The following is a 16,998-nucleotide window of genomic DNA, read 5'->3' as shown; positions in this document are numbered from 1 at the left end:
GCAGGGGTAGCCTCAGCGTCCGGCCGCGATCTCCAGGAGCCGCGGGGCCAGACTGAAGTGGGCGGCCCCCGAACCCTGATTCATGAGCACGGCTACCGTGATCCCGCTCTCCGGGTCGAAGAGCAGCAGACTGCTCCCGAGCGAGACGCCGCCACTGTGCCCGTACTGCGTGCGGCCCAGGTATCCGTAGGCCCGGATTCCCAAGCCCGCACCGGACTCTCCGGGAATGTTGCCTGCGGCCGGAACCAGCTCGAGCATGCGGGCCCGCGTGGTCGGCTGCAGCACGGATCCCGTGAAGAGTGCCCTGCCCCAGCGAGCCACGGTGCGCGCGTTGGAGAACAGACCGAAGGCGCTCTGCCCGATCGTCACCAGTGACATCCAGTCCAGGGGCGCGACCGCGTTCTCCGCGCTCTGCCCGGCCCACGCCACGGCCACCGGGGCCGGAGCCGCCTGGGCGCCAGGCAGGAAGACCTCCGTCAGGCCCAGGGGCGCCCAGAGACGCTCCGCGTAGAGATCGGTGATCGCTTCGCCGGTGGCTGCTTCCGCGACCATTCCCAGCAGGAGGAACGACGTGTTGGTGTACTGCGTGCGCTGCCCGCGAACGAAGCTGGGTGGCCCGACGTAGGCGAGGAGCTCCAGTGGAGTGAACCTGTGAAGCGGATCGGCGTCGATGGCAGCGCCCAGGGCTGCGCTGGCGGTGTAGTTGGCGAGGCCATTGGTGTGGTTGAGCAGCTGCCGCAGGGTGATGTCCGGGTCGACGTTGGGGAGGGTCGGCAGCCAGCGAGAAACCGGGTCCTCGAGGTCGAGCACGCCCTCCTCTGCCAGCTGTAGGATGACCGCGCCCGTCATCGTCTTGGTGATGCTGGCGATCCAGATCAGATGCTCGGGTCCAAGCTCGGCGCCGGCGGCCTCGGTGCCGGCGGCCCCCACCCATTCCTCGCCACTGGCCAGGATCACCGCCGCGCTGACCCCTCGGTGGCCGGCGGTGGCTGCCCAGGTGTCGATGGCGGCTTGCAGCCGAGGAGACGTTTCAGACAAGGGCAGCGGCGCCCCGTCCGCGAGGGAATCCACCGGGGAGCAGGCCGTCAGAGGACTGCCCAGTCCAACCCCAACCACCCAGACCGTCAACCATCGCGTCACGCTTCCTCCTTGTTCGCGATGCCGATTCTGTCAGATGCGCGCGAAGGGCACCGACCTTACCGGGCCGACCGGCGGTAGCTCCCACCCCGGCCCCATCCGCACCGACTGGATCTCGGGACCTGGTGCGTATCATGGGACTGGGCCCGTCTCAGGAAAGCGCCTCCAGGGCCCGCTCGATGTCCGCCATGTCGTTGTAGACGGACGGGGAAAAGCGGATGTAGTGCTCGGCCACGCGCACATCGACACCCGCCCGCTTCAGGCGCTCCTCCACGCCGGTCCCATCCGCCATCGCGAACGTGATGATGGGTGAGGTCGTGCCCTCGGGCGTGACGCACTCGAAGCCGAGGCGGGGCATCTCCTCGCGAAGCCGCCCGAGGAGCGGCTGGCGGTGGGCCTCGATGCGGGCCGGGTCGAGGTGGCGGAGGTAGGGGATCGACGCACCAAGTGCTGCCCGCGCCGCCCCGGCCACGCTACCCACCTCGAAGTGCGCGCTGGCCGACGTCCCGAAGTCCCAGGTGAAGGGAGCGGACCCGGGTGGGTCGAACGGCAGGAAGTGCGTGCCGTAGCGGCTCACGGAATGGTAGCCCGTCTGCGTCCGTTCGAGCACCCGACCGATCAGGTCCTCACGCACGTAGAGAAACCCCAGCCCCAGGTCGCCCATCAACCACTTGAACCCAGAACAGGCCGCGAAGTCCACGCCGCTGGCGCGCACGTCGATCGGCACGGCTCCCGCTGCCTGGATGATGTCCGCATACACGTAGGCGCCGTGCGCGTGGGCCAGCTCGCAGACGGCCTCGAGGTCGTGCTGAAAGCCGTTGTACATGGTGACCAGCGAAAGCTCGACCAACCGTGTGTCGCGATCGATGGCTCGCTCCAGGTCCTCCAGCCGAATGGCTCCCTCGTACGGCATGACGATCCGGAGATCCAGGCCGGCGCTCCGCTCCAACGCCTGCAGATGCACGATGGCGCCCTCGAAATGGAGTGCGTCCGTGACCACGTTTCCGCCCGAACCGGGAATGCCGAGGCCGTGCACCACCAACACCTCGCCCGTCGACGTGTTGGGGACGAAGGCGATCTCGTGCGGAGCCGCGTTGATCAACGCGGCGAATTCCGCCTTCACGTCGCCGCTGATGTCGGGGCTGGCGCTGGTCTGGGTGGTGAAGCCGGCCCTGCGCTCCAGATACTCCCCCACCGCGTCACGCGCCACGGTCGGCATCGGATGCATGTAGGCGCCGTTGATGTACGTCACGCCCTCCGGGATGACGAAGTCCGCCTTGCGCGGAAACGCCTGCTGCGTTGCGGGTGCTCCGGCGGCCGTGCCGTGGACGGGGCGCACCAGCCCCGGCACCCAGGCCGTAGCAGCCAGGCTACCCGCGCCCGCCAGAAGCTGCCGTCGCGTGAGCGACCCCCCACCCGTCCTGTGCTCCATCGACTGGCTCCTCCGTTGGCGCCGCACTCCCGGTACGACTTGCGCTTCCCGGGGTTCTGGCAAGCTGACGGGGGCGCCCGGGCCCGTCCAGCGGGGGTCTCCGCAGCGCTGCCGCGGGGGGGGGGAGAGTCAAGCCCGTAAAGCGGGGTCCCCGCAGCGCTGCCTCGCGGCCCACGCGGACTCCCGGGGACCACGCCACCCTTGCCGCGCTCGATTCCCACCTGGAGTTTCCTCAGACCACCCGCCTGCAGGCCCTTCACCGCAGTGAACGTCATGTCGTCGATGCGTTTCCCATTCCGTCCCCTCCTCCTGGCACTCGTCCTCTCGTGGGTCACGGCCGCTGCGGCCGGGGCCCAGGTCAGCGGCTCTGCCAACCCCTGCATGGATCCGCAGATCGCCGCACGGATCCGCACCGTGCAGCAGCAGATCCGCACTCCGCTGCTGTACGACGGACTCGGCCCCTTGAAGGCGACGCCCGCGCTCCGCATCCAACTTCCCCTGGAAGCGATGGTGGGCGCCTGCGTCCTGCTCTCGGCGGCGTTGGTGGAAAGCGGAGGCCGCTATTCCGTGCAGGACGCCGGCCCCGCGGCCATGGTGATTCCCGCCGCCCCCGGCAACCTCCGCCGCGATGGTGTGATGCTGTCCCGTGCCGCCACGCAGGTCCTGCGCGAAGTACTCGCCCAGGACGTGCTGCCCCAGTCCCCCCGAGGCAGTGGCCGCTATCTGGTGGCGATCCCCCTCTGGTCCCAGCACCCGCTCTACCAGGCGCCTGTCGTGCAGGCGAGCACCGATGGTGCATGGCCACCTACGCTGCGCGATCGCGGCTGGCCCGCCTCGCAGTTGCTAGGCACGTTCGACGGCTCCGCCGTCTACCTGTTGGCGGAGCGGGAGTGGAGGGTGTGGCTGGCGGTGGTGCGCCCCGTCACCGAGACCCAGCCGCTCCTCGACTTCCAGGAGAGCGGTGAGACCGACATGTACGGCCGGCCGGTGCTCCGCTACGGAACCGAGACCAGCCGCCGCTTTCGCGAGCAGATCGTTCCCCTGCTGCGACCCACAGGGAACGCCGTGGCGCAGATCGAGATCTGGCACTACGGCACCGATGTGCGCCTGCTCCGCCAACCCGACACCAACTTCCAGTGGGCCTACGAGCGTCATCCTCTCACCAGCGACGAGACGGTAGAGGTCCCGATGACACTGGAGCGCTGGTTCGGTCGGCGCTCCGACCCCACCCAGCCGTTCGTCTGGATGTCGGGGGACGACCGGAACCGCGTGGAGCCACCCCTCCAGAACAACGTGCTGGCCATCCGCGAGATCCAGGAGGCCTACGCGAAACAACAGGCGCTGTACGCGGCGGCCCGTGCGGAGCGCGATTCGCGGGAACGTGCTGAACGCCAGGCCAAGCTGGCGCGCCGCGCTGCTCTGGAGCAGGAACGTGCCCGGACCTGGCCGGCCCGCGGCCTGGCCTACGTGGACCCCACGTTCTGGGATCGCTTCCAGGCGAGCGGGGAGTTCCGGGCCATCTTCGAGGGTTTCTTCCCCAACGCCACGGAGGAGTGGGAGTTCGGGCAGATCTACAAGCGCACCGTGCTCAGGTATTCGGATCGCTGCGCGGACTTGATCCCTCTCGGCAGCAAAGTGACCAGGACTGTCACCACGGTCGCCTGGGACGACTACACGGCACCTCACGTGGTCGATCAGGACACCGCGTACATCCACACCGACTTCGTTCGGCCTTTCGAGCTGTGGGATGCCGACTCGCCCGCAGCCCCCGCGCTCTACGCCCCAGGCTTCGACTCCCGCAATCCTGGGCGCGTGGTGGAGAAGGTCCTGCAGGCCGTGGTCAATCCGGTGGCCATGGGGGAGATGATCCGCACATCGCTGCTCATGGCGCGGATGGTCCTGGAGATTCGCCAGGACCTGGACGTGCTCTTCGAACAGGGGTGTGAGTCGCCCGTGCTCGAGCAGTTCCAGGAGAACATGCGCCGCCTGGCGTACTCGCTACCCACGCTGCAACAAGAACGCGTGCCCGCCACGCTGCCGGACCTCATCGCCATGCCCCTCACGTTCGGGGCAGGATGCCAACGCTACATCGAGGAGGGCGGATTCCGGGTGGGCCGCGAGTGGTGCCCGTGCCTGGAGCGCGTCTTCAACGTGCGCACCACGGTTGGGGAGCGCTGGACGCTGCTGGACGACTACACGCAGTTCTTCCGGCTGGTGGACACGGCGCCCACCGGTCCCAACGATCCGGGTTGGGCGTTCTACGAACCCGCCAACGTCTGTCGACAATAGTCGGCGGAAGCGGGCGGGCAGTCCCGGCATCCACGTGAGTCCGGTGGCGCGGGGCGGCCCGGCCGCCGCCGACGCACGGGCTTCCCCCTCGCTCCTCACAGATCCGCAGGTGGTGCGGTCTAGGGGATGCGAGCCCACACCGTTCCGTGGGCTCGCCACACCCCCGGCCCGGAGGTCGCGTGAGACGGCCCGTACTGATCCCAGCCCTGATCGCCCTCTCCCTCTGCGCACCGCCGCTCGGCGCGCAGGTGCGAAGGAGTCCCACCTTCGAGTCTCGGCCGCTCCGTGCGCCGCTGGTTCTGCCGATGCAGATCCTCAACGGTCGCCCGGTGATCATGCTGGCAATCGGCGCCCACGCACCGGTCCCGTTCATCGTCGATACCGGAGCTCTCGGCAATGTGGTGAGTGCCTCGCTCGCCGCCGGCCTGGACCTCCCCTCCATCGGTGACGCCATGGTAGGTGACCCGGCGGGCGACCCACAGCCTGCGGAGATCTTCCTGGCGAGCTCGCTCCGACTGGGAGACCTCACGTTGCCGGACATCCCTCTGATCGCGCTGGGCAACGAGAGCCTCTTCGAGAGCATCGGCGCCCCCGGAGTGCTGAGCACTACGGTGTTCATGGGCAACGTGGTCACCTTCGACTTCGCAGCTTCCGAGATCCGCGTGACGCCCGGCTCGCTGCCCGACAGCGACGGCGTCATCCCGTTCGCCACGGACCAGGTCGTGCCGAACGGTACGTTGCGGGTGGGAGACGTGACCGTGGCCGCCGACATCGACACCGGCAACGGCCGACCCACGTTCCTGCCTCGCGCTCTCATGGAGCAGCTCACCCTGAGCGCGCCGCCCGTCCCCGACACGGTGCGAATGGTGACGGGCGCCTACGAGGTGCTCCGTTCGGAAGCGGCTGTGCCCGTCAAGCTGGAGGACGTGCTTCTGTCCAGCCACGAAGTCCTATTCCAAAGCCGCTTCGATCGGGCCAACGTCGGTACGCCTGCGCTCCTCGGACTGACCTTGTCCGTGGATCAAGCGAACCGCAGGTACTGGCTGGGGCGCGGCCAGGAGCCCGGCTCGATCCGCGGCGCTGGGAGCGGGTGACGATTCCTCACCCACGCCGAGCGAGCCACCCTAGCCCCGCGTCTCCGCGACCGACGCGGGGCTAGGGCTCGCTGGGGGGGAGCCCCACCGCTTCTCGGCGGACGCGCATGATCACGCGCGCGGAGTCGATCCTGCTCCGGTACCGCTCGCGCTGCTCCGGAGTCAACACCTCCAGGATCGCGGCTTGAGTGCGGGCCGTCCGCTCCTCCAGCACACCCTCGGACTCGGCCGCGAGCGAATCGGTCCACTCGGCCAGCTCCGCCAGTACGCCGTCGATCCGCTGCTGCTGTTCCGCCGTAAGGTCGAGGTCGGCGAAGATGGAGTTCTGGTCCACCACCACGACCTTGGTGACCTTGTGCGGGCCGGCGCTGAACCGCCCTATCGCCACGCCGAAGGCGAAGGCGGCGAGAAGCGAGGCGGTACCGAGCGCCAGCACGGTGCGGTCGGTCCTCATCGTACGGGATCCGTGGCCACGAGGAGTTGCTCCGGTTCCCCGCGCAGGCGTGCGATCGTGCCGGTGTCGATCCCCCATAGAGACGTCAGCTCGGCGGCCGAGGGACCCACACCGCCGGGCACAGTGTCCCGGTCGCTCCCGTCGCCCCTCCCACCGAACAGCAGCGAAGCCCAGAACACGGCGGCTACGGGCACCAGCCAGCGCGCCTGGCGTGCCTGGAAAGCCAGCAGACGTTCCAGGACCGAAGGCCGCTGCTCCGCACCAATCTGCGCCATGGCGGCATCGATCACCCGGCGCCGGGCGCCCGGAGGCGCGCGCAGTGCCTCGAGATCCAGAGGCTCCGATTCACGCATGTCTGATCCTGACATCCGGCTGGCCCCGGCTCAAGTGGCGACGCATGGCTGCACGGGCGTCGGACAGGTGGCGGCGGCTCATCGTCTCGGAGATGTCGAGCAACTCCGCGACATCGCGGTGCCGGAAGCCTTCCAGGTCATACAGCAAGAGGACCTGGCGCTGCACGGGAGTGAGCCACTGCAAGGCGGCCTCGAGGCGGTCTCGCAGCTCACCTCTCAGGACTCGGTGATCGGGGCGCGGCGTCTGGGCAGGGATCGCCTCCGAAAGCGAGACCATGGTCCGCCGCGAACGATGGGCGATGGCGTTCAAGGCCACGGTGCGCACCACGGAGAGCAACCACGCACGAAAACGTTCCGGGTGGCGACATTGACGCAGTCTCCGCCAGGCGCGCACCAGCCCTTCTTGGACCGCGTCCTCGGCGTCTTCGCGAACGCCCGTGATGGCCAGTGCCACAGCGAAGGCCGCGTCGAAATGCAGCTCCGCCAGCGCGGCGAACGCCGCGGCGTCCCCGTCCAGCGCCCGGGCGACCAGATTCGACTCGGTGCTGCCCAAGCGCTCCCCTGGCTGCCCGGTTTCGTGCGACCTCCAGGAGTCGGACGCCCCGGGAGGGTCAGAACGTTGCCGGGTTCGTCAGGGACACGAGTAGCGTCCAGACCATTCCAGACGGATACGCCCCGTTCCAGCGCCCAACACCGGACTGAACCATCCACGGATGCCGTCCCTGTCGCGTGTCGCCTCGATCACGAGACCATCGGGCAGGGCCTCACCCCTGCGGCTCCCTCGGGCCGGCCCTTCGGTACGTAGGCGCAACGCCCCTTCCGACACCGCGCCGACCACGTTCCAGACCACGTCGGGTCCGGGATTCCAGGTGCCCCGATAGCCGTCACCGTCCCGCGCGAGCTCCAGTGCGATGGGAAGCCGGGCCCCGCTTCCGGAAGTGGCGCTGAGTTGCCAGTGGCCTTCGTAGCCCTCTGGGGGCGGCTGACAGGAGGCGGACGCGCTTGGCGCCTCTCCCGTCTCCGGCGGTTTGCCCGCCCACGCGTCCAGCAGGCTCTGCAGGGCCCGGCCCAGATCGACGCCGACATCGCGGTTGACCTGTACGGCGACCACGACACCCGCGCCGGGCACCCAGGCGAGCTTGGTGCGGTAGCCCGGGAACCAGCCGTCGTGCCCGACGGTCCGCCCCCACGGGCCGCCGCCTGTCGAGAGCCCCAGACCATAGCGGCCCCTCGAGGCCGGGGTGGGCTCTGCCATGAGCGCGAGCGTAGCCGAATCCAGCACGGTGCGCCCTTGAACGAGCGCGCGACCCCAGCGGGCCAGATCGCTCACGGAGGTGACCAGTCCTCCTCCCGTCCACTCGGTCTGCGGGTGGAAGACCATGGTGTCGTTCGTGAGGACCTTCTCCGGCAATCCCAGCGCGTTTCCGGGAGCGTAGCCGGCCGCGGCGCCTGGAAGGTATCGGGACTGCGCAGGTGTGGTGACGGTCAGGCCGAGTGGCTCCAGAAGGCGTGAGCGGAGAAGGTCCTCGTAGGTTCGTCCGGTCGCCGTCTCGACGATGAGGCCGAGCAGGATGTAGTTGGTGTCGGAGTAGTGGTACTCATGCCCCACCGGAGCAAAGGGGGGGCGGTCCAGGACGAACTCGACGAGCTCGACGGGCTGGTAGTGGAAGTCGGGGCTCGAGCCTTGCCCGACGCGTCGTCGTACGTCTGCGATGAACGCGTCCTCGTAGACGTGATCGGGAATGCCGCTGGTGTGGGAGAGGAGCGAGCGGATGGTGAGGGCCTCGTGGTTCGGCACGCGCTCGAACCACGCCTCACCTCCCAACCACCGGGACACGGAGTCGTCCAGGTGCAGGACTCCGTCCTGTACCAACGAAAGGACCACTGCCGCCACGAACGTCTTTCCCACGCTCCCCGCGGGCATTCGGTGCGACGGCGTCATGGCCACACCTTGCTCCACGTCCGCGAGCCCGGCCGCCACCGCGACCACCGGACCTCCGTCCATCGGTGCCACCGCCGCTGTGGCTCCCGGGACTTCGGCTGCTTGCACGAACGCTTCGAGCGCTCGTCGCAGGCGCTCCACCTGCGGAGCGCTCGACTCCTGTGCCCCCAGCCCTGCCGCCGCGGCGGCTGACATGACTGGAAGGAGCATGATCAGCGAACGCCACCGCGGCGTTCCACCCCGCCGCTCTTGCCCCAACCCCCACCGACACCCCCACATCGCTCCCTCCTCTCCATTCTCCCAAGCGGCAGGACGTGCGCCGCCCGGCCTCGTAGAAGTGTAAGGTATATTGCAATTCTAGCTATAGTTCTTTGCGGAGGACAGCAAGGCACAGGATCGCTGAGGCGGGATGGCAGAGGAGAGCGAAGCAAGGGCCGCCCCTGGGGGAGGGCCGGAGAGACAGCGCGCGCTGTTCGGCGCCGCTTTCCTGGTCATGGCCCTGAGCCGGGTTTCACCCGGCACCGCCCAGGTCGGCGTCCAGGTGCAGCCGTTGGGACCGGACATCCGGGTGGGCACCGACAGCATCTGGGAGGCCAATTCAACGGCGCTGGCCACATCCGCGGGTGTGGTGCTGATCGACGACTTCATGCTCCGCACCTTCACGCGGGCCTTCCGCGAGCGAGCCGAACGCGACCTGGGGCGCCCGGTCGTGCTCGTGATCAATACGCACGCGCACGACGATCACACCTGGGGAAACCAGGTCTTCGACGGAGTCCCCATCCTGGCGCACGAGGCGACCCTCCGGGAGATGGAAGCCCGCATCCCTCAAATGGCGAGCTTCCTGGCCCGCGCGCCGGGCGTCTTGACGCACCTCGCCGATTCACTGAAACGCGCGGAGCTGGACGCGTCCGCGCGAAGCGCGTTGGAGCAGCGCCGGCAAGCGATCGCCACCAACCTGGAACGACACGCCGACGTGCGCATCACGCCTCCCAATCAGGTGCTGAGCGCCGACGCCACGAGGACGATCGGGGACACCGAGCTCCGGATGCTCGCGCTCGGACCCGCCCACTCGCCCGGAGACCTCGCCGTGTTCGTGCCGTCGCTCCACCTGCTGGTGGTGGGTGACCTGGCCCAGGCTCGGGGTCTCAGCGGCCTGGACCCCCAGTCCGGCAGCCTGGGCGGTTGGATCCTGGCGTTGCGGCGCCTGGTCGCGCTCGCCGAGCGCGAGGAGGTCGAGCACGTCGTGCCCGGCCACGGCCCCACAGGCGGACCGGAGATCCTTCGCGAGGCACTCGCCTACTGGTCCGCTCTACAGCGCGAGGTCACAGAAGCCCGCACTGCCGGCCCCACCCGTGAGCAGGCTCTCGAACGCGTGGCCATGACCGAGTACGCCGATTGGACGAACTACGGGCTGCTGCATCGCTCGAACGTGGCCGCCGTGTGGGACGCCCTCGACCGCTTGCCACACGCGGGGTCGGGTCTGTCTTGTGTCCTCGACACGTGCACGGGGATGCCATGGAAGCGGATGCCATCGTCATAGGCGCCGGCCTGGCGGGGCTGACGGCCACCGCCGAGCTCGCCGACCGGGGCCGCACGGTGCTGCTTCTGGATCAGGAGCCCGAGCAGAGCCTGGGCGGGCAGGCCTTCTGGAGCCTGGGGGGGCTGTTCCTGGTCGACACGCCCGAGCAGCGACGCTTGGGCGTCAGGGACTCCTTCGGGTTGGCCTGGCAGGACTGGTTGGGCTCGGCCCAGTTCGACCGGCCCGAGGACCAGTGGCCGCGCCGCTGGGCGGAGGCCTACGTGCACTTCGCTGCCGGAGAGAAGCGTGCCTGGCTACGGGCGCTGGGAGTGCGCTGGTTTCCCGTCGTGGGCTGGGCGGAACGAGGCGACGGCCGTCCGGGAGGGCACGGGAACTCGGTGCCGCGCTTCCATGTGACCTGGGGCACCGGTCCCGCCCTCGTCGACGTGTTCGAGCGGCGGGTGCGAGAGCACGTGGAACAGGGCCGTGTGCGCTTCGCTTTCCGCCACCGGGTGGACGAGCTGATCCAGGAGCGCGGTTCCGTCGTGGGCGTGCGCGGTACGGTGCTCGAGTCCTCCGCCGCGGCGCGAGGCACGGCCAGCTCGCGCGTCGCGGTAGGCTCGTTCGAGCTGCGCTCCGCAGCCGTGATCGTCACCTCGGGCGGCATCGGCGGCAATCATGACCTGGTGCGGCACAACTGGCCTGCTCGGCTGGGCTCGCCACCGGCGCACATGGTCTCCGGCGTTCCCGCCCACGTGGACGGGCGCATGCTGGGGATCAGCGCGGACGCCGGGGCGGCCATCATCAACCCCGACCGGATGTGGCACTACACCGAAGGCATCCGCAACTGGAATCCGATCTGGGAGAACCACGGGATCCGTATCCTGCCGGGCCCCTCGTCGCTGTGGCTCGACGCCCGGGGCAATCGCCTGCCCGCCCCGTTTCTTCCAGGCTTCGACACGCTGGGCACGCTGCGTTACCTGCGCGGCACCGGTCACGACTATTCGTGGTTCGTGCTCACGCAGAAGATCATCGAGAAGGAGTTTGCGCTGTCTGGCAGTGAGCAGAACCCGGACCTCACGGGCAAGAGCCTTCGCCTGCTGTTGTCGCGGCTCGGGCCCGGCGCACCCGGTCCGGTCGAGGCCTTCAAGCGGCACGGCGAAGACTTCGTCGTCGCCTCTACTCTGGCGGAGCTCGTCGCTGGAATGAACCGACTGGTGGGCGCGGAACGCATCGCGCTGGAGCCGCTGCGGCGACTGATCGAGGCGCGCGACCAGGAGATCCACGATCCCCAGGCCGCGGACGAACAGATCACAGCCATCCATCGTGCCCGCCGCTACCTCGGCGACCGCATCGTGCGCGTGGCCCGGCCACACCGGATGCTCGACCCCAGGAACGGGCCGCTCATCGCCGTGCGGCTCCACGTGCTCACGCGCAAGACGCTGGGCGGCCTCCACACCGACCTGGAAGGGCGCGTGCTCACGCCGGCGCATGCGCCGCTCCCCGGGCTCTACGCAGCGGGCGAGGCCAGTGGCTTCGGTGGCGGTGGGATGCACGGCTACAACGCGCTGGAAGGCACCTTCCTGGGTGGGTGCCTGTTCTCCGGGCGGATCGCCGGCCGGGCAGCCGCCGCCGCAGTCGGCTGAGCGCCCATTTCGGCGTCGCGGGCAGCGATTCCACGCAATCTTGAAGAATGAAACCGGGCCCCGGCTCGGGGGTCTTTCCACCTCTCTCCATTCGCCGGTCGCATCAACAGTCGGACTCAGGATGAAGTCATGGACGGAAGCGCTGCAGGAAACGAAGGCAAGTGCCCGGTCGCTCACGGAGCGCCCATCCACTCCACGGTCGGAGGCACCTCGAATCGGGACTGGTGGCCCAATCAACTGAACCTCGCGATCCTCCGACAGAATACGGTGGAACGCGACCCCATGGGGCCCGGTTTCAACTACGCCGAGGAGTTCAAGACGCTGGACCTCGAGGCGCTGAAGCGGGACCTCTTCGCGCTGATGACCGACTCACAGGAGTGGTGGCCCGCCGACTACGGTCATTACGGTCCGCTCTTCATCCGCATGGCCTGGCACAGCGCGGGCACGTACCGCATCGGCGACGGACGGGGCGGTGCGTCGTCCGGCACCCAGCGCTTCGCGCCGCTGAACAGTTGGCCGGACAACGGCAACCTCGACAAGGCGCGGCGCCTGCTGTGGCCCATCAAGCAGAAGTACGGCCGCAAGATCTCCTGGGCCGACCTCATGATCCTGGCGGGCAACTGCGCGCTCGAGTCGATGGGCTTCGAGACGTTCGGCTTCGGCGGGGGTCGCGAGGACGTGTGGGGCCCCGAAGAGGACATCTATTGGGGCGCTGAGACCGAGTGGCTGGGCGACAAGCGCTACACCGGAGACCGTGACCTCGAGAACCCGCTGGCTGCCGTGCAGATGGGTCTCATCTACGTGAACCCGGAGGGTCCCAACGGACAGCCGAGCGCCATCGCTTCGGGTCGCGACATCCGCGAAACCTTCGCGCGCATGGCCATGAACGACGAGGAGACGGTGGCACTCATCGCGGGCGGCCACACCTTCGGGAAATGCCACGGCGCGGGCGACCCGGCCCTGATGGGCCCAGAGCCCGAAGGCGCCACCATCGCCGAGCAGGGCCTGGGCTGGCTCAATCGTCACGGCTCGGGCCTCGGTGGGGACACCACCACCAGTGGCCTGGAAGGGGCCTGGACGCCGACTCCGACCCAGTGGGACAACTCCTACCTGGACACGCTCTTCGGGTACGAGTGGGATCTGGTGAAGAGCCCGGCCGGTGCCTGGCAGTGGGTGCCGACCGATCCGGCTGCAGCCACCACTGTACCGGACGCGCACGACGCCTCGAAGCGCCACGCCCCCATCATGTCCACCGCGGACCTGGCCCTGCGCATGGACCCGATCTACGCGCCTATCGCAAAGCGCTTCCACGAGAATCCGGACGAGCTGGCCGACGCCTTCGCCCGGGCCTGGTACAAGCTGACGCACCGCGACATGGGTCCGCGCTCGCGCTACCTGGGCTCGTTGGTCCCGGGCGAGGAGTTGCTGTGGCAGGACCCGGTTCCCGCGGTCGATCACCCAATGGTCGACGCGGCCGACGTCGCTTCCCTCAAGGCAGAGATCCTCGGCGCGGGGCTCTCCGTCTCCGAGCTGGTGTCGACGGCCTGGGGGTCGGCCTCCACCTTCCGTGGCTCCGACAAGCGCGGTGGCGCCAATGGCGCGCGCATCCGGCTCGCGCCCCAGAAGGACTGGGACGCCAACCAGCCCGCCCAGCTGGCCAAGGTGCTGGGCAAGCTGGAAGCGATCCAGAAGAAGTTCAACGGCGCGCAGTCCGGGGGGAAGAAGATTTCGCTCGCCGACCTGATCGTGCTGGGTGGCTGTGCGGCCGTGGAGCAGGCGGCCAAGGCCGGCGGACACACGGTGGAGGTGCCCTTCACGCCGGGGCGCACAGACGCGACCCAGGCACAGACCGATGTCGAGGCGTTCGCGGTGCTCGAGCCGCTCGCGGACGGGTTCCGCAACTACCAAAAGGAACGCTACAGCGTCACGTCCGAGGAGTTGCTGGTGGACAAGGCGCAGCTGCTTACGTTGACGGCGCCGGAGATGACCGTGCTGGTCGGGGGCATGCGCGTCCTGAACGCCAACGTCGGCGCGTCGCAAAACGGGGTCTTCACGGGGCGACCCGGCGCGCTCAGCAACGACTTCTTCGTCAACCTTCTGGACATGGGGACCCGGTGGAACGCCACCTCGGACGATGAGACCCTGTTCGAGGGGCGCGATCGCGCCACGGGCGACCTCAAGTGGACCGCCACCCGCGTGGACCTGATCTTCGGGTCGAACTCGGAGCTACGGGCGATCGCGGAGGTCTATGCCTGTGACGATGCCAAGGAGGCGTTTGTGCGTGACTTCGTGGCGGCCTGGGACAAGGTCATGAACCTCGACCGCTTCGACGTGCGGTAGCACCCGCACAACAAGCCCTTCGGGTCGGTCGGGGCGCCCGTCGGCGTCAGGGGGGTGGTGTCCCAGCAGGCGGGGGCACCACCCCTCTTCTCGAAGCAACGAGCTGAGCGCCTCTTGACATGAATGAACAATTCATTCATTTATTGTCCATGGCACGAACTCGGACGGAATCCAGGCTGGAGCGCATCCTCGACGCCGCACTCCTCTCCTTCCTCGAGAACGGGTACCGGGGAGCCACGCTGCAGGACGTTGCCGAGCGCGCGGAGGTGTCCGTAGGGAGCGTCTACTCGTACGTGGCAGACAAGGAAGCGCTCTTCGAGCTCGTGCTGCGCGCGGCGCTGCGGGAGCCACCGCCGGACCTCGAGTCCCTCCCCTTCCAGAGCACCGAAGGCTCGGCCTTGGTCTCCTGGGTCTGGGAGCGGTTCGGCGAGATCGCGCACTTCCCGACACTCGACGCCGCGGCGGCGCGCCCGGCACCGGCGAAGCCGCTATCGGAGTTGGAGCAGGTGCTGCGCGAGGTGTGGGCTTGGCAGTCCCGCTACTGGCGGGCCATCGAGCTGATCGAGCGCTGCGCACGCGACTGGCCGGATCTGCACATGCTCTACTACAAGCAGTTCCGACGGGGAGTCTTCGCCAAAGCGGCGGGGCTGTTTCAGCGACGCATGGCCGAAGGAGTCATCCGCGCCTATCCCGACGCTTCCCGTCCGGACCCGGATCACGCGCTGCGGGTGGTGGTGGAGGCGATTGCCTTCTTCGCGATGCATCGTCACGTGCGGCCGGACTCCGACTACCTGGACGAGGACGTCTCACGCGAAACGGTGATCGGCATGCTGGTCGCCGCCTTCACACCCGCGGAGGCGCCTCCCGCGACGGACGCGGGCGTGCGTGACGGGGCCTCCCCTCGCCGCTCTCTCCAACGGAAGCGCTCGTGAACCGTCTGTACCTGACCGTGGGCTGCGCTCTGACGCTGGTGCTGGGCCTGGCTTGCAGCTCGTGCGGCTGGATCACCGAGCGCTCCATGATGGGTCGCGCCATTCTCTGGATGGACGCGGATATGGGCGACATCGACCGCTTCCCCGCTCGCGTCATTGCAGCGGGAGAAGGCACGCCCTTCGCCTTCGCGCCAGCGACGCCGGGGCGCTACGACGGCGTCTTCGCACCACTGGTGGTGCAGCGGGACCAGGCGAGCGATACGGTTGGACTCGACGCCTTCCTGGAGTCGAGGCAGAGCTGGACCTTCCTCGTGCTTCGGCTTGACACCCTGGTCTACGAGCGGGGCTTCGCGGGGCACGACGGCGGCGAGGTCGAGACCACCTTCTCGGTGTCGAAGTCCCTCGTCTCCCTCGGCGTCGGCCTGGCCATCGACCGTGGCCTCATCGCCTCGGTCCACGATCCCATCACCACCTATCTACCGGAGCTCGCGCAGCGCGACCCCCGGTTCGAGCGGGTGACGCTCGAGCATCTGCTCACGATGACGTCCGGAGTCCGCTTCGAGCGCAGCAAGATGCCGTGGGGAGACGAGGCGCGCTCCTACTACCATCCCGACCTGCGGAGTGTGGCCCTGAGCCGCGACATCTCCGGCGACGCGGGCACGGACTTCCGGTACAACTTCTACAACCCGCTCCTGGTGGGGCTCGCCGTGGAGCGGGCATCAGGCATGAGCCTCAGCGCACTGCTGTCCGAAGGGATCTGGAGCCGCATCGGTGCAGAAGCCGATGCGTCCTGGAGCCTGGACAGTCGCAAGCATGGATTCGAGAAGATGGAGAGCGGGTTCAACGCCGCCCCCCGGGACCTGCTGCGCTTGGGTCGACTCGTTCTCCATGAGGGTCGCTGGAACGGAGAAGCGCTCCTCTCCGCCGATTGGGTGCGAGCGTCCGTGACCGCCGGCCCCCTCGAGGACCGCTACGGCTACTTCTGGTGGGTGAACCCCGTCGAGGGCCAGCACCCGAGCTGGTTCGCCGAGGGGCGCTTCGGGCAGTTCATCTATGTGGTCCCCGATCTCGAACTGGTGATGGTGCGGACGGGATCCGAGGACGGGGACGTGCGCTGGCCTTCGGTGTTCGAGTTGGTGGCACGTCGTGTTCGGGAGCTGGACCAGGGCGCGCCGACCTGATCCGAATCGCCAAGGGAGCCCTGAGCGCCGGGTGCGACCGCCCTCCAACCAGGGTCACGGGTTGCCCCGGGAACCGCGGAAGCGGAGTGCCTTCCCCCACACGCGGGCGAGGGGGCCTTCCGATGGGCGGGCGCCCACGGGCCCGTTAGGCTGATCCTGTCGGCCTGGCGACGTTCGCGTGAGCCGCCGGCGACCGATGGTGGATCAGCCCCCCGCAACGTCTCTCCGGGCGGGTCCCGATGACGGCCATGCAGGTGGTGCGCACGCTGTCGCCCCGACAGCGGTGGTGCGCGTTGTTGAACCGCTTCTTCGCGCACTGTGACTCCAAGAAGCCCTATCCCTGCCTCCCACTGCCCAAGCGGTTGCTGCGCATCGTTCCGGTGACCGTGTGGGTCGGAGACTGGGGCGGCGACGTGGATGACATCTTCGAGGTCCGCTTCGACGGCCGTGTCGTGCTGCACCCACCCGCCCCCGTGACCAAGGCCACAACCACCTTCGACACGTACGCCGGCAGCCACGTCGTGCACCTGACCGGAGTCCTGGTGCCGGACGACATCGGCACGTTTCAAATGGGATTCAGTCCCAACGTGAAGGTCGTCTCCGGTCCGCTGCTCAAGGGCCTGAATCTCGGACAGGGAGTAACGTTCACCTATCATGTGCTGGTGGACTGAGGAGACAC

General features: G+C 68.6%; 14 protein-coding genes. 8 read left to right on the top strand and 6 right to left on the bottom strand.

Annotated features, from left to right (window positions below; genetic code table 11):
• Window positions 1–12: 12 nt before the first annotated feature.
• Both R3E10_11445 and R3E10_11440 read right to left on the bottom strand, forming a co-directional pair.
• Window positions 13–1,140: a serine hydrolase domain-containing protein gene (locus R3E10_11445; protein ID MEZ4416349.1), complete on the bottom strand. Its 1,128-nt coding sequence runs from the start codon at window positions 1,138–1,140 to the stop codon at window positions 13–15.
• A 148-nt stretch (window positions 1,141–1,288) separates the two neighbouring features.
• The gene (locus tag R3E10_11440; GenBank protein ID MEZ4416348.1) at window positions 1,289–2,569 is read right to left on the bottom strand and encodes an aminotransferase class V-fold PLP-dependent enzyme; all 1,281 of its coding nucleotides are present in this window, start codon (window positions 2,567–2,569) and stop codon (window positions 1,289–1,291) included.
• A 273-nt stretch (window positions 2,570–2,842) separates the two neighbouring features.
• Between R3E10_11440 and R3E10_11435 the strand changes: the two genes are divergently transcribed.
• Both R3E10_11435 and R3E10_11430 read left to right on the top strand, forming a co-directional pair.
• The gene (locus R3E10_11435) at window positions 2,843–4,858 is read left to right on the top strand and encodes a hypothetical protein (protein ID MEZ4416347.1); all 2,016 of its coding nucleotides are present in this window, start codon (window positions 2,843–2,845) and stop codon (window positions 4,856–4,858) included.
• A 179-nt stretch (window positions 4,859–5,037) separates the two neighbouring features.
• Window positions 5,038–5,952, top strand: coding sequence for a retropepsin-like aspartic protease (locus tag R3E10_11430; protein MEZ4416346.1), 915 nt, complete (start codon window positions 5,038–5,040; stop codon window positions 5,950–5,952).
• Between the two features lie 61 nt (window positions 5,953–6,013).
• Here the strand turns inward: R3E10_11430 and R3E10_11425 are convergent, their stop codons facing one another.
• The 4 genes from R3E10_11425 to R3E10_11410 all read right to left on the bottom strand — a co-directional run bounded on the left by R3E10_11425 (window position 6,014) and on the right by R3E10_11410 (window position 8,980).
• Complete coding sequence (locus R3E10_11425; protein ID MEZ4416345.1) at window positions 6,014–6,406, bottom strand: hypothetical protein; 393 nt, start codon at window positions 6,404–6,406, stop codon at window positions 6,014–6,016.
• Complete coding sequence (locus tag R3E10_11420) at window positions 6,403–6,759, bottom strand: hypothetical protein (GenBank protein ID MEZ4416344.1); 357 nt, start codon at window positions 6,757–6,759, stop codon at window positions 6,403–6,405. Before R3E10_11420 ends, R3E10_11425 begins: the two co-directional genes overlap by 4 nt.
• Window positions 6,752–7,312 (bottom strand): sigma-70 family RNA polymerase sigma factor, encoded by a 561-nt coding sequence (locus R3E10_11415; GenBank protein ID MEZ4416343.1) that lies wholly within the window; start codon window positions 7,310–7,312, stop codon window positions 6,752–6,754. Before R3E10_11415 ends, R3E10_11420 begins: the two co-directional genes overlap by 8 nt.
• Window positions 7,313–7,390: 78 nt before the next feature.
• The gene (locus tag R3E10_11410; GenBank protein ID MEZ4416342.1) at window positions 7,391–8,980 is read right to left on the bottom strand and encodes a serine hydrolase domain-containing protein; all 1,590 of its coding nucleotides are present in this window, start codon (window positions 8,978–8,980) and stop codon (window positions 7,391–7,393) included.
• Window positions 8,981–9,110: 130 nt separating this feature from the next.
• On the opposite strand from R3E10_11410, the gene R3E10_11405 reads away from it, so the two are divergent.
• The 6 genes from R3E10_11405 to R3E10_11380 all read left to right on the top strand — a co-directional run bounded on the left by R3E10_11405 (window position 9,111) and on the right by R3E10_11380 (window position 16,990).
• Window positions 9,111–10,241 carry an MBL fold metallo-hydrolase gene (locus R3E10_11405; GenBank protein ID MEZ4416341.1) on the top strand — a complete coding sequence of 377 codons (1,131 nt, stop codon included), beginning with the start codon at window positions 9,111–9,113 and terminating at the stop codon, window positions 10,239–10,241.
• Window positions 10,217–11,866 (top strand): FAD-binding dehydrogenase, encoded by a 1,650-nt coding sequence (locus tag R3E10_11400; protein MEZ4416340.1) that lies wholly within the window; start codon window positions 10,217–10,219, stop codon window positions 11,864–11,866. The genes R3E10_11405 and R3E10_11400 overlap by 25 nt, the downstream gene beginning before the upstream one ends.
• 129 nt (window positions 11,867–11,995) lie before the next feature.
• Window positions 11,996–14,206 (top strand): catalase/peroxidase HPI, encoded by a 2,211-nt coding sequence (gene katG / locus R3E10_11395; protein MEZ4416339.1) that lies wholly within the window; start codon window positions 11,996–11,998, stop codon window positions 14,204–14,206.
• Between the two features lie 149 nt (window positions 14,207–14,355).
• Window positions 14,356–15,138 (top strand): helix-turn-helix domain-containing protein, encoded by a 783-nt coding sequence (locus tag R3E10_11390; GenBank protein ID MEZ4416338.1) that lies wholly within the window; start codon window positions 14,356–14,358, stop codon window positions 15,136–15,138.
• Window positions 15,135–16,319: a serine hydrolase gene (locus R3E10_11385; protein MEZ4416337.1), complete on the top strand. Its 1,185-nt coding sequence runs from the start codon at window positions 15,135–15,137 to the stop codon at window positions 16,317–16,319. The genes R3E10_11390 and R3E10_11385 overlap by 4 nt, the downstream gene beginning before the upstream one ends.
• A 239-nt stretch (window positions 16,320–16,558) precedes the next feature.
• Window positions 16,559–16,990, top strand: coding sequence for a hypothetical protein (locus tag R3E10_11380; GenBank protein ID MEZ4416336.1), 432 nt, complete (start codon window positions 16,559–16,561; stop codon window positions 16,988–16,990).
• The last annotated feature ends 8 nt before the right edge of the window (window positions 16,991–16,998 follow it).

It is taken from the genome of Gemmatimonadota bacterium (genome assembly GCA_041390105.1).
In the GTDB taxonomy this organism is placed as follows: domain Bacteria; phylum Gemmatimonadota; class Gemmatimonadetes; order Longimicrobiales; family Gaopeijiaceae; genus JAGQIF01.
Note: the sequence above shows the minus strand (reverse complement) of the source record. Positions and strands in the feature narration are given on the sequence as shown.

Excerpts from the sequence above, each read along its gene's own strand:
- R3E10_11420 (MEZ4416344.1), bottom strand. The coding sequence starts at position 6,759 with ATGCGTGAATCGGAGCCTCTGGATCTCGAGGCACTGCGCGCGCCTCCG.
- katG (MEZ4416339.1), top strand. The coding sequence starts at position 11,996 with ATGGACGGAAGCGCTGCAGGAAACGAAGGCAAGTGCCCGGTCGCTCAC.
- R3E10_11405 (MEZ4416341.1), top strand. The coding sequence starts at position 9,111 with ATGGCAGAGGAGAGCGAAGCAAGGGCCGCCCCTGGGGGAGGGCCGGAG.
- R3E10_11390 (MEZ4416338.1), top strand. The coding sequence starts at position 14,356 with ATGGCACGAACTCGGACGGAATCCAGGCTGGAGCGCATCCTCGACGCC.
- R3E10_11440 (MEZ4416348.1), bottom strand. The coding sequence starts at position 2,569 with ATGGAGCACAGGACGGGTGGGGGGTCGCTCACGCGACGGCAGCTTCTG.
- R3E10_11435 (MEZ4416347.1), top strand. The coding sequence starts at position 2,843 with ATGTCGTCGATGCGTTTCCCATTCCGTCCCCTCCTCCTGGCACTCGTC.
- R3E10_11380 (MEZ4416336.1), top strand. The coding sequence starts at position 16,559 with ATGACGGCCATGCAGGTGGTGCGCACGCTGTCGCCCCGACAGCGGTGG.
- R3E10_11410 (MEZ4416342.1), bottom strand. The coding sequence starts at position 8,980 with ATGTGGGGGTGTCGGTGGGGGTTGGGGCAAGAGCGGCGGGGTGGAACG.
- R3E10_11400 (MEZ4416340.1), top strand. The coding sequence starts at position 10,217 with ATGGAAGCGGATGCCATCGTCATAGGCGCCGGCCTGGCGGGGCTGACG.
- R3E10_11425 (MEZ4416345.1), bottom strand. The coding sequence starts at position 6,406 with ATGAGGACCGACCGCACCGTGCTGGCGCTCGGTACCGCCTCGCTTCTC.